Origin of the sequence: Mycobacterium neumannii, assembly GCF_048452905.1 — a bacterium.
Taxonomy (GTDB): domain Bacteria; phylum Actinomycetota; class Actinomycetes; order Mycobacteriales; family Mycobacteriaceae; genus Mycobacterium; species Mycobacterium neumannii_B.
This window is the reverse complement of record NZ_JBCGVF010000007.1, coordinates 119,884-145,927: the sequence shown is the minus strand read 5'-3', so window position 1 is coordinate 145,927 and position 26,044 is coordinate 119,884. Positions and strand designations below refer to the sequence as shown.

General features: G+C 68.1%; 23 protein-coding genes and 1 pseudogene. 12 read left to right on the top strand and 12 right to left on the bottom strand.

The features are described 5' to 3' along the window. Positions 1 to 35 precede the first annotated feature (35 nt). Positions 36 to 1,247, top strand: coding sequence for a dephospho-CoA kinase (gene coaE, locus AAHH99_RS20990; RefSeq protein ID WP_418770427.1), 1,212 nt, complete (start codon positions 36 to 38; stop codon positions 1,245 to 1,247). A 4-nt stretch (positions 1,248 to 1,251) separates the two neighbouring features. Here the strand turns inward: coaE and AAHH99_RS20985 are convergent, their stop codons facing one another. The 3 genes from AAHH99_RS20985 to AAHH99_RS20975 all read right to left on the bottom strand — a co-directional run bounded on the left by AAHH99_RS20985 (position 1,252) and on the right by AAHH99_RS20975 (position 3,163). Then, entirely contained in the window at positions 1,252 to 1,785 is a 534-nt protein-coding gene (locus AAHH99_RS20985; RefSeq protein ID WP_418770426.1) for a hypothetical protein, read from the bottom strand. Between the two features lie 86 nt (positions 1,786 to 1,871). Continuing rightward, complete coding sequence (locus AAHH99_RS20980; protein ID WP_418770425.1) at positions 1,872 to 2,654, bottom strand: Fpg/Nei family DNA glycosylase; 783 nt, start codon at positions 2,652 to 2,654, stop codon at positions 1,872 to 1,874. 2 nt (positions 2,655 to 2,656) lie between these two features. Further along, positions 2,657 to 3,163: a DUF402 domain-containing protein gene (locus AAHH99_RS20975; protein ID WP_418770722.1), complete on the bottom strand. Its 507-nt coding sequence runs from the start codon at positions 3,161 to 3,163 to the stop codon at positions 2,657 to 2,659. A 62-nt stretch (positions 3,164 to 3,225) separates the two neighbouring features. Between AAHH99_RS20975 and uvrB the strand changes: the two genes are divergently transcribed. From uvrB to AAHH99_RS20955, 4 genes are all read left to right on the top strand, one after another. Next, on the top strand, positions 3,226 to 5,385 hold the full coding sequence (uvrB, locus tag AAHH99_RS20970; RefSeq protein ID WP_418770424.1) for an excinuclease ABC subunit UvrB: 2,160 nt from the start codon (positions 3,226 to 3,228) through the stop codon (positions 5,383 to 5,385). Between the two features lie 65 nt (positions 5,386 to 5,450). Further along, positions 5,451 to 6,245 carry a ribosome hibernation promotion factor gene (locus AAHH99_RS20965; protein WP_418770423.1) on the top strand — a complete coding sequence of 265 codons (795 nt, stop codon included), beginning with the start codon at positions 5,451 to 5,453 and terminating at the stop codon, positions 6,243 to 6,245. Between the two features lie 65 nt (positions 6,246 to 6,310). Then, positions 6,311 to 7,747 carry an MFS transporter gene (locus AAHH99_RS20960; RefSeq protein WP_418770721.1) on the top strand — a complete coding sequence of 479 codons (1,437 nt, stop codon included), beginning with the start codon at positions 6,311 to 6,313 and terminating at the stop codon, positions 7,745 to 7,747. 181 nt (positions 7,748 to 7,928) lie between these two features. Beyond that, positions 7,929 to 8,204: a hypothetical protein gene (locus AAHH99_RS20955; RefSeq protein WP_418770422.1), complete on the top strand. Its 276-nt coding sequence runs from the start codon at positions 7,929 to 7,931 to the stop codon at positions 8,202 to 8,204. Between the two features lie 33 nt (positions 8,205 to 8,237). Here the strand turns inward: AAHH99_RS20955 and AAHH99_RS20950 are convergent, their stop codons facing one another. Beyond that, the gene (locus AAHH99_RS20950; protein ID WP_418770420.1) at positions 8,238 to 8,897 is read right to left on the bottom strand and encodes a UdgX family uracil-DNA binding protein; all 660 of its coding nucleotides are present in this window, start codon (positions 8,895 to 8,897) and stop codon (positions 8,238 to 8,240) included. A gap of 38 nt (positions 8,898 to 8,935) precedes the next feature. After that, the gene (locus AAHH99_RS20945) at positions 8,936 to 10,477 is read right to left on the bottom strand and encodes a glycosyltransferase family 39 protein (RefSeq protein WP_418770419.1); all 1,542 of its coding nucleotides are present in this window, start codon (positions 10,475 to 10,477) and stop codon (positions 8,936 to 8,938) included. A 257-nt stretch (positions 10,478 to 10,734) separates the two neighbouring features. On the opposite strand from AAHH99_RS20945, the gene AAHH99_RS20940 reads away from it, so the two are divergent. Continuing rightward, a complete protein-coding gene (locus AAHH99_RS20940; RefSeq protein WP_418770418.1) occupies positions 10,735 to 11,175 on the top strand; it encodes a universal stress protein in 441 nt (146 codons plus the stop codon). On the opposite strand, the pseudogene lnt reads toward AAHH99_RS20940, so the two are convergent. The 4 genes and pseudogenes from lnt to AAHH99_RS20920 form a co-directional block, all read right to left on the bottom strand. Next, positions 11,129 to 12,580 (bottom strand): annotated as a pseudogene (gene lnt, locus AAHH99_RS20935) (apolipoprotein N-acyltransferase); the annotation flags it as partial. The gene AAHH99_RS20940 and the pseudogene lnt sit on opposite strands and share 47 nt — an antisense overlap. Then, positions 12,577 to 13,458, bottom strand: coding sequence for a fructose bisphosphate aldolase (locus AAHH99_RS20930; protein ID WP_418770417.1), 882 nt, complete (start codon positions 13,456 to 13,458; stop codon positions 12,577 to 12,579). The gene AAHH99_RS20930 and the pseudogene lnt, both read right to left, overlap by 4 nt. 93 nt (positions 13,459 to 13,551) lie before the next feature. After that, positions 13,552 to 14,412, bottom strand: coding sequence for an SDR family NAD(P)-dependent oxidoreductase (locus tag AAHH99_RS20925; protein ID WP_418770416.1), 861 nt, complete (start codon positions 14,410 to 14,412; stop codon positions 13,552 to 13,554). After that, positions 14,406 to 15,077 (bottom strand): MBL fold metallo-hydrolase, encoded by a 672-nt coding sequence (locus tag AAHH99_RS20920; protein ID WP_418770415.1) that lies wholly within the window; start codon positions 15,075 to 15,077, stop codon positions 14,406 to 14,408. Before AAHH99_RS20920 ends, AAHH99_RS20925 begins: the two co-directional genes overlap by 7 nt. A gap of 85 nt (positions 15,078 to 15,162) precedes the next feature. Here AAHH99_RS20920 and uvrA point away from each other — a divergent pair, with 85 nt between their 5' ends. Then, entirely contained in the window at positions 15,163 to 18,072 is a 2,910-nt protein-coding gene (uvrA, locus tag AAHH99_RS20915; RefSeq protein ID WP_418770414.1) for an excinuclease ABC subunit UvrA, read from the top strand. A gap of 56 nt (positions 18,073 to 18,128) precedes the next feature. Here the strand turns inward: uvrA and AAHH99_RS20910 are convergent, their stop codons facing one another. Beyond that, positions 18,129 to 19,295, bottom strand: a complete 1,167-nt coding sequence (locus tag AAHH99_RS20910; protein ID WP_418770413.1) for a winged helix DNA-binding domain-containing protein — start codon at positions 19,293 to 19,295, stop codon at positions 18,129 to 18,131. Between the two features lie 120 nt (positions 19,296 to 19,415). On the opposite strand from AAHH99_RS20910, the gene AAHH99_RS20905 reads away from it, so the two are divergent. From AAHH99_RS20905 to AAHH99_RS20895, 3 genes are all read left to right on the top strand, one after another. Then, entirely contained in the window at positions 19,416 to 19,889 is a 474-nt protein-coding gene (locus tag AAHH99_RS20905; RefSeq protein ID WP_064395685.1) for a lipoprotein LpqH, read from the top strand. A gap of 62 nt (positions 19,890 to 19,951) precedes the next feature. Beyond that, the gene (locus tag AAHH99_RS20900) at positions 19,952 to 21,571 is read left to right on the top strand and encodes a hypothetical protein (RefSeq protein WP_418770412.1); all 1,620 of its coding nucleotides are present in this window, start codon (positions 19,952 to 19,954) and stop codon (positions 21,569 to 21,571) included. Then, positions 21,553 to 22,761, top strand: a complete 1,209-nt coding sequence (locus AAHH99_RS20895; RefSeq protein ID WP_418770411.1) for a CHAT domain-containing protein — start codon at positions 21,553 to 21,555, stop codon at positions 22,759 to 22,761. The genes AAHH99_RS20900 and AAHH99_RS20895 overlap by 19 nt, the downstream gene beginning before the upstream one ends. Here the strand turns inward: AAHH99_RS20895 and AAHH99_RS20890 are convergent, their stop codons facing one another. Beyond that, complete coding sequence (locus AAHH99_RS20890) at positions 22,762 to 23,217, bottom strand: hypothetical protein (protein ID WP_418770410.1); 456 nt, start codon at positions 23,215 to 23,217, stop codon at positions 22,762 to 22,764. An 83-nt stretch (positions 23,218 to 23,300) separates the two neighbouring features. On the opposite strand from AAHH99_RS20890, the gene AAHH99_RS20885 reads away from it, so the two are divergent. Together AAHH99_RS20885 and AAHH99_RS20880 are read left to right on the top strand one after the other, a co-directional pair. After that, a complete protein-coding gene (locus AAHH99_RS20885; protein ID WP_418770409.1) occupies positions 23,301 to 24,614 on the top strand; it encodes a hypothetical protein in 1,314 nt (437 codons plus the stop codon). Continuing rightward, positions 24,611 to 25,690, top strand: coding sequence for a hypothetical protein (locus tag AAHH99_RS20880; RefSeq protein WP_418770408.1), 1,080 nt, complete (start codon positions 24,611 to 24,613; stop codon positions 25,688 to 25,690). The genes AAHH99_RS20885 and AAHH99_RS20880 overlap by 4 nt, the downstream gene beginning before the upstream one ends. Here AAHH99_RS20880 and AAHH99_RS20875 read toward each other — a convergent pair. After that, positions 25,684 to 26,001 (bottom strand): hypothetical protein, encoded by a 318-nt coding sequence (locus tag AAHH99_RS20875; RefSeq protein WP_418770407.1) that lies wholly within the window; start codon positions 25,999 to 26,001, stop codon positions 25,684 to 25,686. The two genes, AAHH99_RS20880 and AAHH99_RS20875, sit on opposite strands and share 7 nt — an antisense overlap. Between the last annotated feature and the right edge of the window lie 43 nt (positions 26,002 to 26,044).

Here is a 26,044-nt window from a genome sequence, read left to right as displayed (position 1 = left end):
CCTTCGTCGTCGAGCGGCCCTGACAGACTGGTGCGGTGCTGCGCATTGGGCTGTCCGGCGGTATCGGCGCCGGAAAATCGACCGTATCTTCGACGTTCAGTGATCTGGGAGGGATCGTCGTCGACGGCGACGTGATAGCCCGCGAGGTCGTCGAACCGGGGACGGAAGGATTGGCCAAGCTCGTCGACGCGTTCGGCAGGGAGATCCTGCACGACGACGGCGCCTTGAACCGCCCCGCGCTGGCAGCGATCGCGTTCAGCGACGAACAGAAGCGTCAAACCCTCAACGGGATCGTGCACCCGCTGGTGGCTCACCGCCGGTCCGAGCTCATCGCGGCCGCAGCCGACGACGCCGTGATCATCGAGGACATCCCGCTGCTCGTCGAATCCGGTATGGCTCCGATGTTTCCCTTGGTGGTCATCGTCCACGCCGACGAGGAAGTGCGGGTGAAGCGCCTGCTCGAGTACCGCGGCTTCACCGAAGAGGATGCCCGGGCGCGGATCGCCGCGCAGGCCACCGAGGAGCAGCGCCGCGCCGTCGCCGACGTCTGGCTCGACAACTCGGGCACGGCGGGTGAACTGGTCGAGCAGGCCCGCGCGCTCTGGCACGAGCGAATCCTGCCGTTCGCGCACAACCTGCACGAAAAGCAGCCCGCACACTCCAAGCCGGTCCTGGTGCCATTCGACCCGACGTGGCCAGATCAGGCGCGGCGCATCGTGGCTCGGCTCAACACCGCATGTGGGCACCGCGCCGTCCGCGTCGACCACGTCGGGTCCACGGCGGTGCCGAGGATGGACGCCAAGGATGTGGTCGACGTGCAGGTGACGGTCGCCTCGCTCGCGGATGCCGACGAGCTGGGCGATGCGCTGACCGGCGCGGGTTACGTGCGCGGACAGGCCACCGCGGACGTCGCCAAGCCGGACGCCCGCAGCACGGTCCCCGAGTTCGACCACTCGAACGTTGACGCGTTGTGGCACAAGCGCATTCACTGTTCGGCCGACCCCGGGCGCCCGACCAACGTTCACATCCGCGTCGACGGATGGCCGGGCCAGCAGTTCGCGTTGCTGTTCGTGGACTGGATGCGTGCCAACCCCGGCGTCCAGGCCGACTACCTCGCGTTGAAGCGGCGCGTCGCCGAGGAGGGGCACCTGCACACGGGCGCCTATGCCGACGCGAAGGAACCGTGGTTCCTCGACGCCTACCGGCGCGCGTGGGAGTGGGCCGACACCACCGGGTGGCGGCCGTGAGGCGTCAAGCCTCGGGAGACGGCGGTGCGCCGACGTCCGGCGTCGGTGCGGTGGCGGCCCCGTCGATCGGCAGGTTCAGCGGGGCACCGCATTGCAGCACCCCGTACATCGGGTCATCCTTGGGCCGCAGCAGGCGCGGCGCGATGAACTGGTCGGCCTTGGCCACGACCTGGTCGTCGACGATGATCTCGCAGTGCAGGTTGGAGCCGTAGGGCCATTCGATGGAGATTTCCATGCCGGCCAGTTGGGGATCGGCCAGCACCGCATTCACCTCGAACGTCTGACCGGGTAGCAGCGTGGGCTGCGCGCTGTTGACGTTCTGGTCGTCCATCTTGTACGCGACGACCGCGCCGCGGGAGGTGCCGTCCGCACGCGCTCGGTAGATGACGTTGTGCAGAACTTCAGGCGCCGGCGGCGCAGGCTGCGCCTCGGTCTCGGCGCTCGGTTGGGCAGCGGCGCCACCCGGGAACAGAACCGAGCCCACGAGCATCGCCGCGGCCGTTGCGCCAGCGGTCCGGATGCGGGTTGTGGGGGACATGCGACGAGAGAATACCGGCCGTACCTGGGCAGACAAATTCGTAGCGGTAGCCATCAGAATCAAGATCGGTCAGTGCAGGTGGTTCGTTACCCGGGGGCCGGCTGGCAGCGCGGGCACCACACCGATGTCCTCCCCGCGATGCGGCCACGCGCGAACCGGGTGCCGCAGCGGGGACACGTCGGGTCGGGCCCGTCCCGGTTGCCGGTCAGCCACCGCGGCAGGTCGGGCACCCGCCCGTGGCGCACCGCGGTGTCCAGCACACGTCGCATCGCCTCGTGGAGGCTTTTGACTTCGTCGGCGGTCAGGCTCGGCACGGGCAGTGACGGCGACAGGCGCGTGCGCCAGAGAATCTCGTCGACAAGCAGGTTTCCCAGCCCCGCGACCACCGCCTGATCCATCAGCGTCGGTTTCAGCTGTCCGCGCCGACCCCGCAGGACCTCGCGAAACGAGCGCAGGTCGAGGGACAGGGCGTCAGGCCCCTGCTTGCCGGTCACCTCGCCGATCTCCTCGTCGGAGGCAAGGAGCCACACGCCGCGCAGCTTGCGCAGGTCCGCGTACCGGAACTCGCCGCGGTCGAGCTCGATGACCAGCCGGACGTGCCTGGTGTCGTCGTCGCCGAGCGTGTAGAACGGCCTGCCGGTCATACCGCTGTGCACCAGCAGCGCGGGGCCATCGGTCGGCAGGATCAGCCATTTACCGTGCCGACGAGGCTGTTCGAAGCTGCGGCCGGCCAGGTTTCGGGCCAGCGAGCGTGCGGTGGTGTTGCGCAGCACTCCCGCGTCACGCACGTCGACGCGGCGGATGCGACGCCCAGGGAGCTCTCGCGCCAGCTCCCTGCGGAAGCCCTCGACGTCGGGTAGTTCGGGCATGGCTACTCGTCGCGCCAGGTGAGCGGCATGCCCAGACCGCCAAGCCACCGGTTGAGGTCGTAGTCGTGCCTGGCCAGCCCGTCGATTGCGGCGGCTGCGGTCTGCACGGCCTGTTCTCCCGTCTCGGGCGCCAGCAGGTTGTGCCGGACCGCGGTGAGCAGTTCGTCGACGTCGTGCAGTTCAACGCCCCGGCCGGTGCGAACCGCCAGGTCGAGGTAATGGTCTTCGGCGTGCCAGACCTCCGAGCCCGGTGCGTAGCGGCCCACGTCCAAGTAATAGTCCTGGTCGAGCTCGTGACCCGCATTGAAGTGGAACACCGTCGCGCGCAGCCGCAGCGAGGGCAGCAGCCAGGACTCCAGATAGTGAAACTGCGCCCGGCCCGGGGTCGGACGGGCCATGTAGAGGCCCCAGGGCTGGACCGTGTAGACGTCGACCGCCCGCACGATGCCCTTCGGGTCGGTGTTGGTGCGGGCGACGAGGTCGAACGTCTCGTGTTTGGGAGCGTGGATGAGAACAGGATAGGGCTGAGCGGGAATGAACTTGTCGGAGTGCGCGCTTACCCTGAGTGATTATGGCTTTCGCTACTGAACACCCCGTGCTCGCGCACTCGGAGTACCGCCCCGTCGATGCGATCGTGCGCACGGGCAACCGCTTCGAGGTGGTCAGCCCCTACTCACCGGCGGGCGACCAGCCGGCCGCCATCAACGAGCTGGAGCGCCGGATCAAGGCGGGGGAGCACGATGTGGTGCTGCTGGGCGCCACGGGTACCGGTAAGTCGGCGACGACGGCGTGGCTCATCGAGCGGGTCCAACGGCCGACGCTGGTGATGGAACCGAACAAGACGCTCGCCGCGCAGATGGCGAACGAACTGCGGGAGATGTTGCCGCACAACGCCGTCGAGTACTTCGTGTCGTACTACGACTACTACCAGCCCGAGGCGTACATCGCCCAGACGGACACCTACATCGAGAAGGACAGCTCGATCAACGACGACGTCGAGCGGCTGCGCCATTCGGCGACCTCGAGCCTGCTGTCCCGCCGTGACGTGGTCGTCGTCGCCTCGGTGTCCTGCATCTACGGTTTGGGCACACCGCAGTCCTACCTGGACCGCAGCGTCGAGCTCAAGATCGGTGACGAGGTGCCACGCGACGCGTTGCTGCGGCTGCTCGTCGACGTGCAGTACACCCGCAACGACATGGCGTTCACCCGCGGCTCCTTCCGCGTGCGTGGGGACACCGTCGAGATCATCCCGTCCTATGAGGAGTTGGCGGTCCGCATCGAGTTCTTCGGCGACGAGATCGAGGAGCTGTACTACCTGCACCCGTTGACAGGCGACGTCGTCCGCAAGGTCGACTCGCTGCGCATCTTCCCGGCAACGCACTACGTCGCGGGCCCGGAGCGCATGGCGCACGCGATCTCGACCATCGAACAAGAACTCGAGGAGCGGCTGACCGAGCTCGAGGGCCAGGGCAAGCTGCTGGAGGCGCAGCGGCTGCGGATGCGCACGAACTACGACATCGAGATGATGCGTCAGGTCGGCTTCTGCTCGGGCATCGAGAACTACTCGCGTCACATCGACGCCAGGCCCGCCGGCTCCGCGCCCGCGACGCTGCTCGACTACTTTCCCGAAGATTTCATGCTGGTCATCGACGAGTCGCACGTGACAGTGCCGCAGATCGGCGGCATGTACGAAGGTGACATGTCGCGGAAGCGCAACCTGGTCGATTTCGGTTTCCGGTTGCCCTCGGCCGTCGACAACCGCCCGCTCACCTGGGAGGAGTTCGCCGACCGCATCGGGCAGACCGTGTACCTGTCGGCGACGCCGGGACCGTACGAGCTCAGCCAGTCCGGCGGTGAGGTCGTCGAACAGGTCATCCGCCCAACGGGTTTGGTGGATCCGAAGGTGGTCGTGAAGCCGACGAAGGGGCAGATCGACGATCTGATCGGCGAGATCCGCACGCGCACCGAGCGCGACGAGCGGGTGCTCGTGACCACGCTGACCAAGAAGATGGCCGAGGACCTGACGGATTACCTGCTCGAGATGGGGATCAGGGTTCGCTACCTGCACTCCGAGGTGGACACGCTGCGTCGCGTCGAATTGCTGCGCCAACTGCGCCTCGGCGACTACGACGTGTTGGTCGGCATCAACCTGCTCCGCGAGGGTCTCGACCTGCCGGAGGTGTCGCTGGTCGCGATCCTCGACGCGGACAAGGAGGGGTTCCTGCGGTCGACCCGCAGCCTGATCCAGACCATCGGCCGGGCCGCGCGCAACGTGTCGGGTGAGGTGCACATGTACGCCGACAACATCACCGATTCGATGCGAGAAGCCATCGACGAGACCGAGCGCCGGCGTGCCAAGCAGATCGCCTACAACGAGGCCCACGGGATCGATCCGAAACCGTTGCGCAAAAAGATTGCCGACATCCTCGACCAGGTATATAGGGAGGCCAGCGACGATGAAGCCGTCGAGGTGGGCGGTTCCGGACGGAACGCGTCACGCGGCCGCCGGGCGCAAGGCGAGCCCGGGCGGGCGGTCAGCGCAGGCATCATCGAGGGCCGTGACACCTCGAACATGCCGCGCGCCGAGTTGGCCGACCTGATCAGGGACCTGACCGAACAGATGATGGCCGCAGCGCGGGATCTGCAGTTCGAGTTGGCCGCGCGCATCCGCGACGAGATTCACGACCTGAAGAAGGAACTGCGCGGCATGGACGCCGCGGGTCTGAAGTAGCCCGACGAGACCGTCGGGACCTTCGGCCCTAGTCCCGCCCGGTCGGCTCGCGTACAAACGAAAGTATGAGTGACAGACCGGATATCGAATCGCCAGTCCACATCAACGTGACGTCGCGCGGTGATTTTCCCGGCGCAGCCGAATACGCGCGGGGCAAGATCGAAGATGTCAGCCGATTCGCGCACCGACCGTTGATTCATGCCCATGTGAAGCTGACGCGCCACGGCGACCCGGAGCTGGTACGTCCGGTCATTGCGCAAGCCAATCTCGACGTCGACGGCCGACTGGTCCGCGCTCAGGCCTCGGGCGACACCGCGCGCGACGCGATCGACCGCCTCGGGGAGCGCCTCCGAACCCAACTTCGGCGTGCCGCCGAGCACTGGCAGGCTCGCCGCGACGGCCGTACGGTACGGGCTCCGCAGGACACCGACGATTCCGCGCAGCAACCCAACCGCGTTGCCCTTCCGCCCGAGGAGCGCCAGATTGTGCGGCGCAAGTCGTTCACGCTGGCGCCGTGCACCGTGGACGAAGCGGCGATGGAGATGGACCTGCTCGACTACGACTTCCACCTGTTCACCGAGGAGCGCACTGAGATGGCGAGCGTCCTCTACAAGGGCGGCCCGTCCGAATACCGGCTGGCGCAGGTGGATCCAGCCTCGGAAGACGAGCTGGCACCGTTTGAACTGCCGCTGACGATCAGCCCGCACCCGCCGCCATTCCACACCGTCGAGCAGGCCGCCGAGCGGATGGGCCTGCTCGGGCTGCCGTTCATGTTCTTCATCGACGCGGCGCAAGGTCGTGCAGCCGTGCTCTACCACCGCTACGACGGCCACTACGGGCTCATCACTCCTGCCGGCTGAGGTCGCCGCTTGACCTGAACGATGGTTGAGCTCGTAGCGTGTCCGGCGTGACCGACACCGCGCCGATGACCCCTGCGGGACGCTGGCGCGACCTGTTGGGGCCGAAGTACCTCGGCGCCAGCACGGTCCTCGCCGGCGGCGTCGCGCTGTACGCCACCAACGAGTTCCTCACCATCAGCCTGATGCCCAGCGCGGTGGCCGACATCGGCGGTTACCGGCTGTACGCATGGGTGACGACGGTGTACCTGGTCGCTTCGGTGGTCGCGGCGACCACCGTGCACTCGACGTTGATGCGTTTCGGGCCGCGGGTGTCGTATCTGGGGGCGCTCAGCGTATTCGGTCTGGGCAGCCTGGCCTGCGCGGCGGCGCCCACGATGGAAGCCCTGCTTGTCGGCCGCACGGTGCAGGGGCTGGCCGGCGGGCTGCTGGCCGGGTTGGGCTATGCGGTGATCAATACGGCGTTGCCCGAGTGGTTGTGGACCAAGGCGTCGGCGTTGGTGTCGGCGATGTGGGGCGTCGGGACGCTGCTGGGTCCCGCCGCCGGGGGTCTGTTCTCCCAGTATGGTTCGTGGCGTTGGGCTTTCGGTGCGCTGGCGATCCTGACCGTGGCCATCGGTGTATTGGTCCCGTTGGCGTTGCCCAGACGTACGGGCGCCGACGTCGATACGCCACGGACACCGATTCCCGTGTGGTCGTTGATGTTGTTGGGTGGTGCGGCGTTGGCCGTCAGCGCGGCCGGTATCCCGCGCGATGTGTGGCTCACGGTCGCGTTGCTGGGCTTGGGCGCCGTCATGGTGGCGGTGTTCTTGTTCGTCGATCGGCGCCAACCCGCAGCGGTGTTGCCGCCCAGCACTTTCGGGCGCGGGCCGCTGAAGTGGATTTATCTGACCCTCGCTGTGTTGATGGCCGCAACGATGGCGGACATGTACATCCCGCTGTTCGGTCAGCGACTGGCCGATCTCACGCCCGCCGCGGCTGGTTTTCTCGGGGCGGGCCTGGCGCTCGGATGGACGGTCGGTGAGATCGGCAGCGCCTCGATGAGCGACCCGCGCGCGATCAAGCGCACGGTCGCCGTCGCACCGGCGGTGATGGCCACCGGCCTCGCCCTCACGGCGTTGGCCATGCGCGACGACGCATCGGCCGCCGCGGTAGCGGTCTGGGCGGTCGCGCTGATTGTGGCAGGCGCCGGGATCGGGATCGCGTGGCCGCATCTGTCGGCATGGGCGATGAGCCGGGTGGACGACTCGTCGGAGGGGCCCACCGCGGCTGCGGCAATCAACACCGTGCAACTGATTTCCGGCGCCTTCGGCGCGGGGTTGGCCGGGGTGCTCGTGAACATGACCGACAGCGGCGACGCCACGCCGGCGCGGTGGCTACTCGCGGCATTCGCCGGGCTCGCCGCGGTGGGCTTGATCGCGTCGACGCGAAGCGGACGGCCGGTGGTGAACCGCTTTAGCCGAGGGCGCCGAAGCTCACGCGACCGTCTCCGGCGGGCAAATTAACGTCTCTCAACTGAGCTGTGCGACAGCTTTATTCAGCGCACTCTCCGCAGGACTGCGCGTCACTTTGCTGCTGCGAAATGAGCCACGCCGGGTGCAGGCGGGATCGCCGACGGGAGGATCGCGAGTATAAGATCGACGTGGGTCGAAACCGATAATTTGTTGCAGTAGTGAGGGATTGGTCGTGAGCGTAAAAAAGGTCGGAGTGCAAGCGGGACTCGTCGGTGCACTGGCGTTCACTGCCTTGGGCGTCGGAGCGGGTGTCGCCGACGCCGAGGAAACGGTGCCCAGCACACCAAGCGTGACCTGGAAGCTCGACAAGTGGGACGACTGGGACGACTGGGATAAGCGTCGTGGTCCGCGCTGGGACGGCCCGGCCTACTACGGCCCGCATTACGGCGGTCCCTGCGCCTGGGTGCCTCCCGCCGTCTCGATGTGGGTGCCGCCGGCCGCCTGCTAGCGGCCTCTGGCTCCGTCGCTCCACGCCAACGGTTCAGCCGCGTGCACGCAGGGCGTCGGCGAACCGCAGATCGGACACCAGCGCGTCAAAGGCTTTCTCCCGATCCTCCGGTGGCCCGCGCAGCACCGATGACGGATGCACGGTCACGGCGACTTCCGGTGCGACGTCGAGCTCCTCGATCGCCGGGAGTTCCAGCGCCTCGCCGCGGTGCGCGGTCAGCCGAAACTTGCTGCCCAGCAGCGACTGTGCAGCGGTCGCACCCATCAGCACCAGCACCTCGGGTCTGACGGCATCCAGCTCGGCCAGCAGCCACGGTCGGCATGCCACGACTTCCGAGCGGCCCGGGGTCTTGTGGATCCGCCGCTTGCCGCGTTCGGGCAGGGTGAACTTGAAATGCTTGACCGCATTGGTCACGTACACCCGTTCACGGTCGATACCGGCCTGAACCAGCGCCTTGTCCAGCAACTTGCCCGCGGGGCCGACGAACGGCTGTCCGGCCTTGTCCTCCTGATCGCCGGGCTGTTCGCCGACCAGCATCATGTCCGCGGTGGAGGAACCGCCGCCGAACACCACCTGCGTCGCGTCGAGGTAGAGATCGCATCCCTTGCAACCGTGCGCGGCGTCGGCGAGCACATCGAGATCGCGGGTGTCGGGCACGAACTCCGTGGCGGTGTGGGCTGGCCTTGCGGGCATGAGAAACGGTTACCCGGTTCTAAAAGCCGCCACTCGCGCTACCGGGTCGACTTGACCACCTGCGCGAAGCTGAACTGCCAGCGCTCAACGAGCCGGAAACCCATCGCCTGCGGTACCCGGTACGCAGGCGCGCGGCGCAGACGCGGTCCCGGATCCAGCGCGGGCCCGCTCGCCCGATCCGGGACGGTGGCGTCACGTTGCGAGATCGTCCACAACACGGTGCAGGGCCGAAGCCGGTCGGCCACACCCCAGATCCCAAGATGGGCGTCCCACAAGCGGTTTCGCTCCGCTGCGCGACGACCGCGTCCTGGGTCGACGAGGGCCGCGTACGCCTCGGGGCGTGCGGCCGTCAACGGGCGAATCGGGCCGGGCGCCCAATTGGTGGTGTTGTCGAGCACCAGGCAGTCGCCGGGGGAGGCGTGCGTCGTGAGGACGTCGGCCACCTGGCTGAAATCCATTCCCTCCTTGGCGTACGGACCTCGTTGGTCGAGCAGATAGTTCGGGGTCGCGGCCACCGCCAGCATGGTCAGCATCACCACGACGGACTCGCGCGATCTGGCGATGGCGGTGATGCCGACCGCCAACAGCAGCGCCATCGCCGGCGAGGTGTAGGTCAGATAGCGCGGGTAATAGACGGGTTCTGACCACACGGAGTAGAGCAGCAGCACGGCCGTCGGGAGTACGATCCACGCCGCGCTCATCGCCACCAGTGACCGGACGCCGGCATCTGTCGGCCGGAGCCGCCGCATCGCAAGCAGAGCCAGCACCAGCCCCGCCGAGACCGCGAACGCCACGCTGTGGTCGAAGTACTGCTCCTGCACCACTTCTGCGACCGTGTGCCAACCCGGCGGCGAGATCCACCGCACCTGGGCGACCTGCGTCCTGCTGAACGCCAGAAACGGGGCCAGGACCGCGATCGCCACCGCGGCCGTCACGATCCACCGGCGCGCGACCGCTCGCCGGGCCGTCACCGCGGCCAGCACCACGGCGTGCACGAGCACCATCAGCAGGACGAAGATGTTCAGCAGCGACGACCCGACCAGCGCCAGCCCGTAGCAGACCCACAGCCATCTGGCGTTGCGGCGGACCGCGAGCAGCAACAACACGGTCAGCCAGACCGCCGCGGCCGCGGTCAGCGCATAGGACCTCGCCTCGATGCCCGCCCACGTGACGCGGGGCAGGATCGCGAACACGATGCCCGCACATACGGCCGTCGTCCGCGAGGCGAAGCAACGCGCCAGGACGACGACGCCGCCGGTCGCCAGCCCTACCGCCAGGCAGCTCGACACCCGGGAGTAGAACTCGGTGACCGGAAACACCGCGAACCACCCGTGCATCAACAGGTAGTACAGGCCGTGCACCGCGTCGATGTTGTGTAGCAGGCCCCACAATTGGGGAATCGACCGCGTCGAGGCCGAGATCGTGGCCGCCTCGTCGAACCACAGCGACGGCCGAGCCGCACCCGCCGCCGACACCGCGACCGCGAACAGCGCCGTCAGCGCGGCGTCGAACCGGCCGGCGCGAAGGGATCCCGACCGGTCGAGACGCGCGAAACGTTGCGGTCCCAGCGACAGATCCACGCCCTGCTACCCACCCTTCCCGCGAACGGCAAAACGCTAGCGTGCGCACTCCCGCAGCGCTCGCCGAAGGGGTACGGAAGTCACGACGACCGAGGTCCCGACGCCGCTGGCGATCGCTTCGTGCGGCCGGGTGTAGGCGGCGTCACCTGGGCCGGTCCAGCGTGACGTTGGGTGCGAAGTAGGACGAAATCGCAGGCAAATGCCACTCGAGCGGCTACTGTTCCGGGTGGCAACGAACTGAAACTGGGAGGATATGGATGAGCGCCTATCAGACCGTCTTGGTTGGCACGGACGGATCGGACTCGTCGCTGCGCGCGGTCGAGAAAGCGGGTCAGATCGCCGGTGACGCCCAGCTGGTCATCGCCACGGCGTACTTCCCCCAGAACGAAGATCAGCGCGCGGCCGACGTGCTCAAGGACGAGGGCTACAAGATGTCCGGCAACGCCCCGATCTACGCGATCCTGCGCGAGGCGAAAGAGCGCGCTCACCAGGCGGGTGCCACGAACGTCGAGGAGAAGGCCATCGTCGGCGCCCCCGTCGACGCGCTGGTCGAACTCGCCGAGGAGGTCAAGGCGGATCTGCTGGTCGTCGGTAACGTCGGCCTCTCCACGATCGCCGGCCGGTTGCTCGGTTCCGTTCCCGCCAACGTCGCACGCCGCTCCAAGACCGACGTGCTGATTGTGCACACCACGCCGTAACCACCACCAGCGCCGCCACGATCGTCCAGCCACCCCACCGCTGATAGAGGGTCGTCCGCGCGTCCAGCGGGACGTCGACGACACTGACCCCGCGCTCGGCGGCGGGCATCCATGCCAGCCGGCGGCCGCGAGTGTCGAACGCCGAACTGACTCCCGACAACGCGGCGTGGACCGCGGGACGGCCCGTTTCGACCGCGTGTACGGCGGGCATAGTCGCCAACTGCGGTTGTGCCCAACTGCCTTGGTATGACGACGTCGAACTCTGGTAAACGAGGAGCTCCGCTCCCCGCCGGACCGCTGCCCGCGCGAGGTCGGAGAACATCGTCTCGAAGCTGATCAGCGGTCCGATCGCGACGGCGTCGGTGTGCAGGACGACGGGGCCGTCCCCGCGGCGGCGGTCCTCCCCCGCGGCCTGGGTGTTCGACGTGGCCCAACCGATCAGGGGCCGAAGCGGCACGTATTCGCCGAAGGGGACCAGTCGGGTCTTCGCGTACGAGCCCTGCACACCGTTCGGTCCGACCAGTACCGCCGACTTGTAGATGCCGCCCGATGCCGCCCGGGCGTCGACGTTTACCAGCAGGTCCGCACCGACGCGCCGCGAAAGGCCGGCGAGCCGCGCGGCGACTTCCGGGTGGGCCGCGAGGTCGGCGCCCACACTGCTCTCGCCCCATACGACCAAGTCGAGTGGTTGCCCGGCCAGTTCTGAGGTCAGGGCCTCGCTCGCGGCCTGTCGCGACGTGGATTCGGCGATGTCACCCGGTTGGACGAGCGCGACGCGGACCGTCGGGCCGGACGTGGGTGCCGGCCCCCACCAGAACCAGGCCGGACCGACCGCCAGAAGAACCACGGCCAGCACGGCCGGCGCCGCCGAACGCCGCACCAGGGCCGCGACAACCGCGGTGTTGACCGCCACCACCAGGAAGCTGACGAGCCACACGCCGCCCAGCGCGGCGGGCGCCAGTGTGGCGGGTTGATTCCACTGCGATGCGCCCAGGACCGCCCACGGCCCGCCGAGCCGGTCCCACGATCGGACCGCTTCCGCGAGCACCCACAGGCTGGGCAATACCGCCGCGGCGCTGACGGCTCGAACGGCATCGACGTCGCCGGAGAGCAGGCGGTGCGCCGCCCACCCGAAGGGCAGCCACAGCGCACCGAGTCCGGCGGCGAGCACGAGCAGCGGGGGACCGGTGCTCGGCCACAGCCAGTATTGGGTGACGCCGACGAACGCCGCCATCGCCAACCAGGCTCGCGCGGCGGACTGTCCAGCCGTCGGCGCCGCCCGGAGCACGAGCAGCAGCGGAATCAGCCCGATCCAGGCCAGCCACCACAGGGCGGGCGCCGGGAACGCGAGCGCGGGGAAGGCGCCGGCGAGGACCGCCGACGCGTAGCCCCGCAGCGAGATCAGGTGCTCGACGCTTTAGCGATGCTCGCGATCGCCTGGTCGAGCGTGGAGTTGAACTCTTCGTCGCTCTGCTGGGCGGTCAGACCCTCGGTCAACGCGCGCGAGAAACTCGCGATGACACCGATGTTGCGCGACAGCTTCTCGTTCGCCTCGTCGCGGCTGTAGCCGCCAGACAGCGCCACGACCCGCAGCACGTTCGGATGCTCGACCAGATCCTTGTACAGGTTGTCGGTGTCGGGCAGCGTGAGCTTGAGCATGACCTTCTTGTCGCCGAGCTTGCCGACGCCGTCGAGCAGCGCGGCTTTGAGCTGCTCCTCGGCCTCGGCCTTCTTCGGGCTCTTGATGTCGACCTCGGGCTCGATGATCGGCACCAGGCCCTTTGCGAGTACCTGCTCGGCGACCTCGAACTGCTGGGCGACGACCGCGTCCAGACCGGCGCCGGGCAGCTTGATGACCGAACGCTCCTTGGTGCCGAAGACCCCGTTCGCCGCGGCGCGGTCGAGCAGATCGTCGAGGCCGGGCATCGGCTTCATCGTCTGCGCGCCGTCCTGCTCGTCGTTGAGACCCTTGTCGATCTTGAGGAACGGAACGATGTTCTTGACGTTCCACAGGTAATTGGCGGTCGGACGGCCCTCGATCTCGCGGTCCATCGTCTGCTCGAACAGGATCGTGCCCATGATGCGGTCGCCGTCGAAGGCGGGGCTGGTGATGATGCGGGTGCGCATCTCGTGCACGAGGTCGAACATCTGGTCGTCGCCGGAGTAGGCGTCCTCGGCGATGCCGTAGAGCTTCAGCGCCTTAGGGGTGCTGCCGCCGCTCTGGTCGAGTGCCGCGATGAACCCGGCGCCGCTCTGCGCCTTCTTCAACTGATCGGTGTTCATGTCTGCCCTTTCTTCGTCACCAGGCAATCTATCGAAGTTCGCACGGCCGAGCGCCAGATGGCTGCTCAATAGCGCCGAGGGCACACTTCGGTGTCACCGCAGGACGCGATCGAATTGGCGGATCGGATGAATTCCGTGCAGGTCCCGGTACGACGGCGGCCTGCGACCTCCGGCGTCTTCGATGCCGTACTGCGCCGCCAACTCCGCGCCGACGAAGGTCTGGCCGCTGTTGCCCATCAGCTGGGGGTCGTTGAACAGGGCCCAGATCAGATGCCCGGTGAGCTCCGGTGTCTCGGTGTTGTCGAGCAGATGAGCGAGTTTGTCGGGCGCGCCCGCGACGAGCTTCTTGAAGCGTTCGGTCAACAGCACGCCCATCCAGATCGACGCCGTCGCGATGCCGAAGTCTCTGAAGTCGACCGCCATGTCGGCGGCCATCTTGTCGGTGCCCGCTTTGTGAACGCCGTATGCCGGACCGAACACGTAGTGGGCGGCGCCGGGTGCGGAGGTGAACACCACCAGGCCGCGCCGCTGCGCGAGCATCAGCGGGGCCGCGTACACGGTCGCGACGTAGCTGCTGCGCAGGCCGACCTCGATGGTGTCGATGACGTTGACCGGCTCTTCCCAGAACCGGGTTCGGCCCATCATCTCCTCGCGGATGATCACCGCGTTGTTCACCAGGATGTCGAGCCGGCCCTGTTCCCGTTCGACCCGCTCGAACAGGGCCTTCGTCTGATCGTCGTCGGCATGGTCGACGCGAACGGCGATTCCGGTGCCGCCTGCGGCCGTAACGAGTTCGGCGGTCTCGTGGATCGTGCCGTCGAGCACGGACTCGCCTGCGCGCTCGGTGCGCCCGGTGACATACACCGTGCAGCGGTGGCTGCCCAGCGCGTGCGCGATCCCGCGTCCGGCGCCGCGGCTGGCACCTGTGACGACCGCGATCGGCGCGTCTACCAACCGCGTTCTTTCCACTCAGTCAGATGCGGCCGTTCCGTGCCGAGCGTGGTGTCGTCGCCGTGGCCCGGGTAGACGACCGTCGAGTCGTCGTAGACGTCGAAGACGCGGCGGGTCACATCGCCCAGCAACTGGTCGAAAGCCCCGTCCTCCCACGTTTTGCCGACACCGCCGGGAAACAGGCAGTCGCCGGTAAACAGGTGGGTGGCCTCGTCGGCGCCGTCGAGCGCGAGCGCGACCGAGCCGGGGGTGTGGCCCTGCAGGTGGATGACGTTGAAGGACAACTCACCGATGTCGACGGTGTCGCCGTGGGCGAGGATCCGATCGGGTCGGACCGGCAGCGGGTCGGCGTCGAGTTGGTGCGCGGCCGTCGGCACCCCGGTGACCTTGGCCACTTCTTCCAGCGCCTGCCAGTGGTCGAAGTGCTGGTGGCTCGTCACGATCAGCGACAGTTTCGGGGCGTGCTTCTCGATCAGTTCGAGCAGGATCGGCGCATCGTTGGCGGCGTCGATCAGGAGCGTTTCGCCGGTTCGGGAACACGTGATCAGGTAGGCGTTGTTGTCCATCGGGCCGACGGAGACCTTGACGATCGACGCGCCCCCGAGCGTGCGCCTGGCCGCGGTTCCTGGTTCGACGTGGCCGGTGTAGTTGTCGTCGACGACGGTCATGTTCTTCACCGTATCCGCCTTGTCTCGGGCTTGTCGGTGGGTCCACATAGAGTGGTTTTTGAACTATGTCTTCGGGAGGAACCGGGTGGCTGACCGCCTTGTCGTCAAGGGTGCGCGCGAGCACAACCTGCGAAGTGTCGATCTTGATTTACCACGCGACGCGCTGATCGTCTTCACCGGCCTCTCCGGTTCGGGGAAGTCGTCACTGGCCTTCGACACGATTTTCGCCGAGGGCCAGCGCCGTTACGTCGAGTCGCTGTCGGCCTATGCCCGCCAGTTCCTCGGTCAGATGGACAAACCCGACGTCGACTTCATCGAGGGGTTGTCGCCCGCGGTGTCCATCGACCAGAAGTCGACCAACCGCAACCCGCGGTCGACGGTCGGCACCATCACCGAGGTCTACGACTACCTGCGGCTGCTGTACGCCCGCGCGGGCACCCCGCACTGCCCAGTCTGCGGTGAGCGCATCGCCCGGCAGACGCCGCAGCAGATCGTCGATCAGGTGCTGGCCATGGACGAGGGGCTGCGCTTCCAGGTGCTCGCACCGGTGGTGCGCACCCGCAAGGGCGAGTTCGTCGACCTGTTCGACAAGCTGAACACGCAGGGCTACAGCCGCGTGCGCGTCGACGGTGTGGTGTATCCGCTCACCGATCCGCCGAAGCTGAAGAAGCAGGAGAAACACGATATCGAGGTGGTCGTCGACCGCCTGACGGTGAAGGCGAGTGCCAAGCAGCGGCTGACGGACTCGATCGAGACGGCGCTGAATCTCGCCGACGGCATCGTCGTGCTGGAGTTCGTCGACCGTGAGGACGACCACCCGCACCGCGAACAGCGGTTCTCCGAGAAGCTGGCCTGCCCCAACGGGCATCCGCTGGCCGTCGACGATCTCGAGCCGCGGTCGTTCTCGTTCAACTCGCCCTACGGCGCCTGCCCCGAATGTCTGGGCCTGGGCATCCGCAAGGAGGTCGATCCCGAACTGGTGGTGCCGGACCCGGACCTGACCCTGGCGGAGGGAGCGATCGCGCCCTGGTCGATGGGGCAGACCGCGGAGTACTTCACCCGGATGCTGGCGGGGCTCGGTGACGCGCTCGGGTTCGATGTGAACACGCCGTGGAAGAAGTTGCCCGCCAAGGCGCGCCGGGCGATCCTCGAGGGCTGCGACGAGCAGGTGCACGTGCGGTACAAGAACCGCTACGGCCGAACCCGTTCGTACTACGCCGATTTCGAGGGCGTGATGGCGTTCCTGCAGCGCAGGATGGAGCAGACGGACTCCGAGCAGATGAAGGAGCGTTACGAGGGCTTCATGCGCGACGTGCCCTGCCCGGAGTGCGAGGGTACGCGGCTCAAGCCCGAAATCCTCGCGGTGACACTGACGGCGGGGGAGTTCGGGCCGAAGTCCATCGCCGAGGTCGCCGAGCTGTCGATCGCGGAGTGCTCGGAGTTTCTCAACGCGCTGACGCTGGGCGCACGCGAGCAGGCCATCGCGGGGCAGGTGCTCAAGGAGATCCAGTCACGGTTGGGCTTCCTGCTCGACGTCGGACTGGACTACCTGTCGCTCTCGCGGGCCGCCGCCACGCTGTCCGGCGGTGAGGCGCAACGCATTCGGCTCGCCACCCAGATCGGGTCGGGCCTCGTCGGGGTGCTCTACGTCCTCGACGAACCGTCGATCGGACTGCACCAGCGCGACAACCGCCGGCTGATCGACACGCTGGTCCGGCTGCGCGATCTGGGTAACACACTGATCGTCGTCGAGCACGATCTCGACACGATCGCCCATGCCGACTGGGTCGTCGACATCGGCCCCGCGGCGGGCGAGCACGGCGGTCAGATCGTGCACAGCGGACCCTATGACGAGCTGCTGAAGAACCCGGAATCGCTTACCGGAGCCTACCTTTCGGGCAAGGAAGAGATCGAGGTGCCGGCGATCCGGCGGCCGGTCGACAAGAAGCGGCTGCTGACGGTCGTCGGGGCCCGCGAGCACAACCTGCGCGAGATCGACGTGTCCTTCCCCCTCGGCGTACTGACCGCGGTCACCGGCGTTTCGGGCTCGGGTAAGTCGACGTTGGTCAACGACATCCTGGCGTCGGTGCTGGCGAACAAGCTCAACGGGGCCCGGCAGGTGCCGGGTCGCCACACCCGGGTCACGGGGCTCGACAAGCTCGACAAGCTGGTCCGCGTGGACCAGTCACCGATCGGCCGCACACCGCGGTCCAACCCCGCCACCTACACCGGCGTCTTCGACAAGATCCGCACGCTGTTCGCGGCCACCACCGAGGCCAAGGTGCGCGGATATCAACCGGGGCGGTTCTCGTTCAACGTCAAGGGCGGTCGCTGCGAGGCGTGTTCCGGCGACGGCACCATCAAGATCGAGATGAACTTCCTTCCCGACGTGTACGTGCCGTGCGAGGTGTGCCACGGCGCCCGGTACAACCGCGAGACGCTCGAGGTGCACTACAAGGGCAAGACCGTCGCCGAGGTCCTCGACATGTCGATCGAAGAGGCCTCCGAGTTCTTTGCGCCGATCACCTCGATCCACCGGTATCTCAAGACGCTCGTCGACGTCGGTCTGGGCTACGTGCGGCTGGGTCAGCCCGCCCCGACGCTGTCCGGTGGTGAGGCGCAGCGCGTGAAGCTGGCCTCCGAACTGCAGAAGCGGTCGACGGGGCGCACGGTGTACATCCTCGACGAGCCGACCACCGGCCTGCACTTCGAGGACATCCGAAAGCTGCTCAAGGTCATCAATGGGCTTGTCGACAAAGGCAATACGGTCATCGTCATCGAGCACAACCTCGACGTGATCAAGACGTCGGACTGGATCGTCGACATGGGGCCCGAGGGCGGAGCGGGCGGCGGCACCCTGGTCGCGTCCGGGACCCCCGAGGATGTCGCCGCCAATCCCGACAGCTACACCGGCCACTTCCTCGCTGAGTGCCTGGGCGTGGAACGGCCGAAACCCAAGGCGCGCAACGCCAAACGCAGCAAGGTCAGCGCCTGACTACCTGTCGAAACTGAGCTTGTGTTCGAGTATTCAGCGCAATCTCGTGCATATCTTCAGCTTCGGCAAGCCTTCGACAGCGGCGATGGGAACCGCGGGCTGACCCGTACACCGTCGAGCCACTGGGTCAGGTGGTCGGCCTGCCTTTGCAGTCGGCCCTGCGCCGAGCGGCCCACGTCCTCGAGCAACCGCAGCTCGACCCGCCCGGCGTCGTCCTGACCCCAGGCACCCACGATCCTGCCGGCGCACCATGCCGTGGGGCCGCCGTTGCCATTGCGGTCGAATACCTGCGCTCGGTGCGGTCCGAGGTACCAGCCGCGGTCGAACCAGCCCATCGTCGTGACGTCCAGACCGGGCAGCAGTGCGCACCACGGTTCGGGTTGGGGTTCGACGTCGAGATCGTCGGGTAGGACGAAGCCCGGCGTGCCATCGAGGTCGACCTGGACCGCGCCGATGTCCTGCAACGCCTCTCGCGCCCAGGTCAACGTGTTGCCGAACCACCACTTGATATCGGTCACGGTGGCCGGGCCGAACGCGGCGAGCCAGCGGCGCACGAGCTGGGAGCGGGCCGTCTGCGGGTCGGCGGCATCGCCGGTGCCGATCCAGTCGGCGGTGGCGACCCAACGGGGTCGCGACGTCGTCCACTTCCCGTCGTTGGGACCGCGCATGATGTCGCCGCGCACCGCCAGCACGGTCAGGATGCGCGGTGCCAGGGAGGTCTCGCCGCCCCACCGCTTACCCGGAGCCGGATCCCACGACCCTGCCAACTCCGGCAGCGCCTCGCGCAGATCCTTCGCACTCGTCGCCCCATGCTCGCTGAGATGCGTAAGGACCGCCGTGCGGGCCGCATCGAGCCACGCGTCGCCATCGGTGCAGACACCGGCCTTCTGCGCGTCGGCGATGAGCCGGCGACGCTCCGTGTCGGCGACCCGATCGCTTGCCGCGGACTGTATCAGCGGCATGTCGCCGGCGTGGACGGTCCACAGCGTCCTGCGCATCGCGAGATGCTTGACCAGCGTGCGCCGATCGTAGAGTTCGGCGTCCAGATCGGCGACACGGAACCCCGCCAGCCGCGCCCACAGCGACAGGTACGGGGTCGCCGGATCGGTCGCGTGCAGCCCGAGCACACCGTCGACGACGGCACCGACGGAGTCCGCAGGCGCGCAGAGGAAGTGCCGACGGGCCAGCCGTGCTCGCCGTTCGGCGACCGTGAATCTGCGCATCGCCTGCGAACCGTACCGGCGGGCCCCGACAAAAGTTTGGGATCGGTAGCGACCGGTGCGGTTTTGACTTACCGCCATGACGGGCGCCATCGGGGCGACGTCCCAACGAAGGGTAGATCGATGAATCGCGTTGTTGTGGGTCTGATCGGACTGGTCGCTGGCGCCACCGTACTGGTGGGCTGTTCGGACGACAAGGGAAGCGCCCCTGCGGCCAGCGCGGCGGGCGTGAGCAGCGGCGGCAGCACGGAGGTGAAGGTCGATGGCAAGGATCTCGAGGGCCTCGACCTCAACACCGTCACCTGCGTGAAGCAGGGCGGCCGGATCAACGTCGCCAGCGGCGCGATCGGCGGCCAGCAGGGCCTGGGCATCGTGATGAGCGATGAGGCGAATCCGAAGGTGGAGTCGCTGGGCATGGTGGTCGACGGAAACGCCCTCGCGGTCAGCAACACCATGGGTGCCAAGGTCGGTTCGGCCGAGGTGAAGGTCGACGGTGACACCTACACCATCACCGGCGAAGCGGCGGGCGCCGACATCTCGAACCCGATGGCAGGGTCGATCACCAAGCCGTTCACCGTCAAGGTCAACTGCAGTTGAGCGATCCACCTCCTGAAGCGGCGGGCGTGCCAGGCATGCCCGCCGCTTTCTATGATTGCGCGGTGGCGATCCCCACGGACCTCGAGCGTGCGCGTCACCTCGCGTTCGCCGCCAACGAGGAGGCGGCCAAGGATCTCCTGTTGTCTCTGGTGCCGCAGATCGAGCAGGCCGGCCGCGACGACTGGATGCTCGAGGTGTACGCGCTGCTCGGCGAGATCTACCTCGTCCGCACCGCATACAACGGCACCGAGCAGTGCCTGAACCGGATGCGCGAATGCCTGGCCGTCTATTCGGCGATCCTTGCGGGTACCAACCCCGAGGCCGCGGCACAGGTGACGATGTCGACGGCCAAGATCGAGCTGATGGTGCGCCGGTACTCGCGGCGCGCGCAGTTCCTGCAGACCGGACTGGCCGCAGCGCACGGTGACCATGAGACCGCCGAGGCCGCGCTGATCGCCCTGACAGACGACGAGCCGGTCGCCGAACTCGCAGCCGAACACCGATTCCTGGTCACCTACGCCGAGATCCTGTGTGCGGTCGCGCTGTGCGACGACGACCTGCATGTGAAGTCGATCCCGTTGTGGGAGCGGGTGATCGACGTGATCGACCGTCTCGGCGACGGTGGCGAGCACCACGATCACCTCCTCGTCCTGGGGGCGACCGGGTATGGCAGGTTCTGCGTCGAGACCGGCCGGCTCGTTGCGGCCGAGCCCTGGCTGCGGCGGGCGGGGGCACGCGCGGAGGCGCGTGGGTGGAGGCTCGCAGTGGCGCGAACCCAACTCGAACGTGCGACGGCGGCGTGGTCGGCTGGCGACCGGCCACAGGCGCAGACGTTGGTCCACGAGGCATATCCGGCTATCGCCGAACATCTTCGCGCACACGACGTCTCGCGGTGCTGGCTGTACTTCGGGCTGATCAGCATCTCCGTGAACGCGCTCGACGACGCCGACGAACGACTCGGCCATGCCGAACGGCACTGGCGTGAGATCGAGAAGCCCCTGCACATCCACCGGATCCTGTTGCAGCGCAGCTGGGTCGACATCTTCCGCGGAGACTTCGCCGCAGCACTCGAGCGCGTCGGACAGGCGCGTGAACTGCTCGACGCTTGGCCCCGCCACAGCTGGCTGCAGTACGCCCGCCTCGACGACCAGCTCGGCAACATCTGGCGGGCCGACGCACTGGCCGATCCCGTCCACGCGGCGGAAAAGCTCCAGAAGGCCGCCGAACTCAAACTTCCCGCCGCGATGGCCGTCGACTCGGTGCGGTACGCGATCCCCGATGCCGACGCCCGAATGCGGTGGGCGACCTACGTTTCCGCTCCGATCCTCGCCGGTGCATTCGCCGTCGCATGGGAGTGGGGCAACACCGAGCTGGTCAGTGAGCTCATCGAATACCACAGCGCGCGCGGAACCTTCACCGCAGAACCCGCTTCCGCCGACGCCATGGATTGGGCGGGCACGGCCACGGCGGCCGTACCCGTGGAGTCCGCGGACGAGTACGCGCTGGTCGCCGCGGGACCGGCGGTCACCGCGAGCGCGTCGCTGACCAGACTCGGACCGTTGCCGCCGCTGGTGATGGACCCGGCCACCGCGCCGATCATCGGCCGCTACCGCGCCCTGGCAGCCGAGCGGTACGGCCGCGACGTGACCGCGGACGAGCCCGCGTGGTGCACGTGGCCCTGACCGAGACTCTCGTCCTGCGGTTCGCCGACGTCGGGGTGGCGACGTACGCCGGGCTGCGGGTCGTGGGAGACCCGTCGCGAACCGTCACCTGGGTGGTCGAACAGCCGGATCTCGTTACAGCCGAACAGCGGCTGGCCGAGGCGCTGCCCGACCCCATCGGCACCGAAAACCGTAGCGACGCACTCAACCGCGCGATCGCCCGAGGCGCCTTCGCCGCGCCCACAACCGAATTCGAACTCGCCCGCGCACTGGGCAAACTACTGATCGCCCCCGCCGCCTGGCAGCTGCTCGTCGAGTATGCGGCGTCACCGCGCGCGACGCTGTTCGTGTCGCCGAGCGCACGGTTGGCCAGGATGCCCTGGGGTCTGCTGGCGGCGCCGGAGGATGACGGCATCCGGCTGATGGAGCTGGCCGAGGTCATGATGGCCGTGCCACCCAACATCGTCAATTCGCCGCGGGCGCCGGTGGATTGGAAGGACAGAAGCGACAACCCCGTTCTGCTGGTGCTCGACCCGCGCGTGCCCGGCCAGCGCCCGGACGCGGCGTTGGGCTCCGTGCTCGGCAGACCGTCGCCCGATACCGCCCTGGCTCGTCATTTCGCTGATCTCGCCGACCGCCGCGCGGTGCTGCCGGACGTGGCGGCCGTCACCGAGTTGTTCCGGCGTACCGACGCCGACCGCGGTTGGCTCGCCGGTCAGCTCGCGCGGCAGCCCGGTCGCATGGTGTACGTCGGGCACGCCACCGCCGCCGACGGCGACGCCGGCCACGCGGACCGCGCGGCGCTGCACCTCGCCGACGAGCGGCCGCTCACCGCTGGTGAGCTCATGGCGGCGGGATTGCCGTTTCCTCCACGGGTTGCGTTGCTGGCGTGTGCATCCGGTGGGGACTATCAGTTCGACGAGGCCAGTGGGCTGGTGGCGGCGATGGTCCTGGGTGGCGCTCAACTGGTCACTGCCACGTTGTGGTCGCTGCCGACGACGGCGGGCTACCGGCAGTTCGCCGCATCCGAGGCCGATCCGATGAGCGAGGCGATCGTCGCCGTCGACCGCGCCCATGAGGCCGATGAGGCCGGTCGGGCGGTGAACCGCTGGCAGCGGAGCCGGATGCGAGACTGGCGCGGTGGCGATCTGACTGCCAGCCCGCTGTATTGGGCGGCGCTGGCCAGCTTCGCTGTCGACGGCGCGCGCTGATCACACCGGCGCCACGCAGATCGCCACGGCGGTCTCGTCACCGGGACGGTAGTAGGTGTCGATGACGCTGCCAGGGAAGACCTTGATCAGCGCGGACGCCGGCACCAACGCGGTCTCCCGGGCGGGAAACTGCCCGCCTTCAGGCTTTATGACCATGACATCGAGTTCGACCTCCCGGCAGTCCTCGAGCGCCTGCCCCGTGGGCCGCATCGCGGTGACGACCGCCGGTGAGCGGATGCCGTTGCGGATCAACTCGAGTCGGTCGCGGGTGAGCAGGCCCTTGCGCACCATCGTCCGGTCGAACTCCGCTCGCGCGGCGAGGATGTCCTCCGCGGTGGCCAGGCGCTCGTCGGCCTCACCGCAATCCACTCGGGAGAGCTTCCAAGCGGGTAGTAACGAAGCGGCCGTCGTGCCGATGTAGACGATGCAGACGAACGCGAACAGCGCAGTGAACATGACCTAAGGATCGGGCGGCCGCGCCGCTACCGAACCCAACTTTCCTGCTGTCTACACCCGGAACCTACTTCTATCCTGTCCTGATGAGCACCGGGACGGCCGTCGCCGTCGCCCATCCGCGCCGGGCGGTCATCGACCGCGCCTGGCGCGCCATCGGGCCCGGTGTCGAGGTGCTCAGCGGCGACGACGGCGGGCCGCTGCGGCGAACGGTGAAACGGATCATCGATCCGCTGGTCCTGCGGCTGCGATCGAACACCCAATTCTCGGCGCCGTTCCTGGCGCCCGACGTGGCCGTGGCGATGTACGACGCGATCGTCGGGCACAGTGCGCAACTGCGGGACACCGCGGCCTGGTTCGACGTGCTCAAACGAGAGCGGCGCCGGTTGCGCATCACGTCGGGCAATGCCCAAGAGCTGTACTTCCCGGTGTGTTTCGAGCTGGCCGTGACGAAAGGACCCCCCGCACAACATGGTTCCGTTGCCCAGGCTGCCGAGGAGGTGCTGCGCGAGATCCACGGCGAACGCGACCGCCCCGCCATCGAGGTGCTGAACCGGTTTGTGTCCGACGAGAACGTCATCGCCGAACTGGAGATGCAGCTGAGCCGCAGTTGGCGAGATGTTCGCGCGGGCACCGATATCACCGGTCCGTTCATGTCCGGACTGACCACGGTGCTCGGCCCCGCCGAAGGCCACTCGGCCGCGGCCGCGCGACAGCGTGTGTGGCAGGCGTTGATCGCCGATGCCGCGCCGTACAACCTCGGAGCCAAGGCGCGCAGCGGACCGGCCGAGCTGCCATGGTCGATCGTCGACCTCGGTCTGAGTTCTGTTGAACCACAACCGCAGCCGAGCGTCATCGGTGGCCCGGACAACGTCCGGCCCCTGAACCGCAGCGTGATCGACAGGGTGCGGGCAACTCTGCGAAGGGCGATGGACCGCGACGAACTTCCCGATGTGCCGACATTGTGCGCCGAGGAGGTCGACCGGGCGTGTGCCCCCTGGGGGCTGATCGGAGAAGACAAGCAGGCCGCGCTGGTCGCGGGAATCGAGGTCGCGGTGCATCTCGCGCCGCTGGCGCATGGCGCCGAGCCCCGCTACGAGTTGGCCCGCCAGATTCAGGCGCGGCTCCGCAAAGAGGCATATGTGCTGCATGCGCGCCGCTACCTGGCCGCCGGCGGGCCGATCCATCCGCGCCAGCAGCAGGTGATCGACGAGCTGGCGATGTTCGCGCGCCCGTACCTGAGCCGGTTGTGGGCCCGGCTGCACGGCCGCGACGTGTGGCAGGAGCCCTGTGGCGATGTCGATGAGGTTCGAGCGGTGCTGGAAGGGGTGGCGAGGTCGGTCAGCCTGGACCACCGCCAGCGGATCAAGACGATGCTCGAGTTGCAGGTGGCGGGATGAGGCTGATGGCGGATTCGGGCCTGTGGACGACGGGACCGCTGGTGGCCCCGGCACCGGTGGTGGCCGTTCTCGAAGTCAGCGGTGCGGTGCTGTCGTGGACGGTCGACGAGCCGACGGATGCCCAGATCGCGTTCACCGATCCGGCACGGGCGGACTGGTTGTGGCGGGTGGTCGGCGAGGCGGGCCACCACGCCGTGATCTCCGCGCTGGGTGACCGCGCCGCAGCCGACAGCGTCGAGGTGACCGGCGTGGCCCTGCTACCCGATGCGCTCGAACCGCTGCGCCGCCTCGCGCTCGGCCACTGGCTGCGGCGCTGGTGGCCGGCGAGCCAGCGCGATGCGATCGCGACGCTCGACGGGGCGCTCCTGGATGCCGAAGTCGCGCTGCTGACCGCCGCGGCGCAGGACTACTTCGGCGACGACACCTTCGACTCGGAGATCACCCATCTGCTTGCGCCGCACGCCGCGGCACTGAACGCTGCTGCGCACGAAGGTGATCCACGGATCACCGCGCTCATCGAGCTGTGTCGCGATGTGGCCGACGACGTCGGGGTCGCACTCGATGCGGACCCGGTGAGCGGTCGGCGCGCCGACTATGCGCTTGCCGCAGGGGCGGATTCGCGAGCCCGGGGTGCCGCGGTCATCGCCGGCGGCACCGCCTCGCTCAATTGGGCGGCCGTACCACCGGGTGTCTTCGACGCCGCCGAGGACACCGTCGAATGGTCGGTGGAAGCGGTCGGCGACGGTGTGAGCGCGGTCGTCGGGGTGGAATTGACGGGTCTGGGCTCACCCGACGGGGTCACGGTGCGGTTGGTGTCGGGGGCCGTCGGCGGGGCGGGCGCACTCGGCGCGGACGGGCGCGCGTCGTTTCCCGTTACCGACACTGACGGAACACCGATTCCCGAAGCGGTTGCCTGGAACCATGACTGGCGCGGCGCGAGGGTGGTGGTGGGCGCCGATGTCGACGAGTCGGCACAGACCCGCGACCGGGTCCGCGCGTTCGCCCGGTCCCGAATGGATCGACCCGGACCCGATGCGTTCTTAGCCGAGATCCTTGCGGCCGAGTCGGATTACTGAGATTCGTCGGATTGTTTGCGCATCTGCTCGCGGATCTGTTCCAGACGCTCGGCCGCTGCTCGCTGGCGCTCGTCGTATTGCTCGGCGACGCTTCGACCCTCGGGGGTTTCACCCGCGAGCTCGGAGGCGCCGATCGCGGTGCCGTAGCGCGTCTCGACCTTCTCCCGGACGGCGTCGAACGTCGGCACACCACCCGGTGTGTAGCCGCTGTCAACCGGCTCGACCGGCGTGGTGGACTCGGGTTTCGGGTCCACGACCTCGGCCTCGACGGCGGGTTGCTGATCCCGTTCCGGAGTGGTGTCGCCCGGCATGTCGTCCAGGCTACCCCCTCGCAGGTCAAGGCGGTTGTGACAA

Excerpts from the sequence above, each read along its gene's own strand:
- AAHH99_RS20985 (WP_418770426.1), bottom strand. The coding sequence starts at position 1,785 with ATGTCCCCCACAACCCGCATCCGGACCGCTGGCGCAACGGCCGCGGCG.
- AAHH99_RS20980 (WP_418770425.1), bottom strand. The coding sequence starts at position 2,654 with ATGCCCGAACTACCCGACGTCGAGGGCTTCCGCAGGGAGCTGGCGCGA.
- uvrB (WP_418770424.1), top strand. The coding sequence starts at position 3,226 with ATGGCTTTCGCTACTGAACACCCCGTGCTCGCGCACTCGGAGTACCGC.
- AAHH99_RS20965 (WP_418770423.1), top strand. The coding sequence starts at position 5,451 with ATGAGTGACAGACCGGATATCGAATCGCCAGTCCACATCAACGTGACG.
- AAHH99_RS20960 (WP_418770721.1), top strand. The coding sequence starts at position 6,311 with ATGACCCCTGCGGGACGCTGGCGCGACCTGTTGGGGCCGAAGTACCTC.
- AAHH99_RS20950 (WP_418770420.1), bottom strand. The coding sequence starts at position 8,897 with ATGCCCGCAAGGCCAGCCCACACCGCCACGGAGTTCGTGCCCGACACC.
- AAHH99_RS20940 (WP_418770418.1), top strand. The coding sequence starts at position 10,735 with ATGAGCGCCTATCAGACCGTCTTGGTTGGCACGGACGGATCGGACTCG.
- AAHH99_RS20930 (WP_418770417.1), bottom strand. The coding sequence starts at position 13,458 with ATGAACACCGATCAGTTGAAGAAGGCGCAGAGCGGCGCCGGGTTCATC.
- AAHH99_RS20920 (WP_418770415.1), bottom strand. The coding sequence starts at position 15,077 with ATGACCGTCGTCGACGACAACTACACCGGCCACGTCGAACCAGGAACC.
- AAHH99_RS20910 (WP_418770413.1), bottom strand. The coding sequence starts at position 19,295 with ATGCGCAGATTCACGGTCGCCGAACGGCGAGCACGGCTGGCCCGTCGG.
- AAHH99_RS20905 (WP_064395685.1), top strand. The coding sequence starts at position 19,416 with ATGAATCGCGTTGTTGTGGGTCTGATCGGACTGGTCGCTGGCGCCACC.
- AAHH99_RS20890 (WP_418770410.1), bottom strand. The coding sequence starts at position 23,217 with ATGTTCACTGCGCTGTTCGCGTTCGTCTGCATCGTCTACATCGGCACG.
- AAHH99_RS20885 (WP_418770409.1), top strand. The coding sequence starts at position 23,301 with ATGAGCACCGGGACGGCCGTCGCCGTCGCCCATCCGCGCCGGGCGGTC.
- AAHH99_RS20880 (WP_418770408.1), top strand. The coding sequence starts at position 24,611 with ATGAGGCTGATGGCGGATTCGGGCCTGTGGACGACGGGACCGCTGGTG.
- AAHH99_RS20875 (WP_418770407.1), bottom strand. The coding sequence starts at position 26,001 with ATGCCGGGCGACACCACTCCGGAACGGGATCAGCAACCCGCCGTCGAG.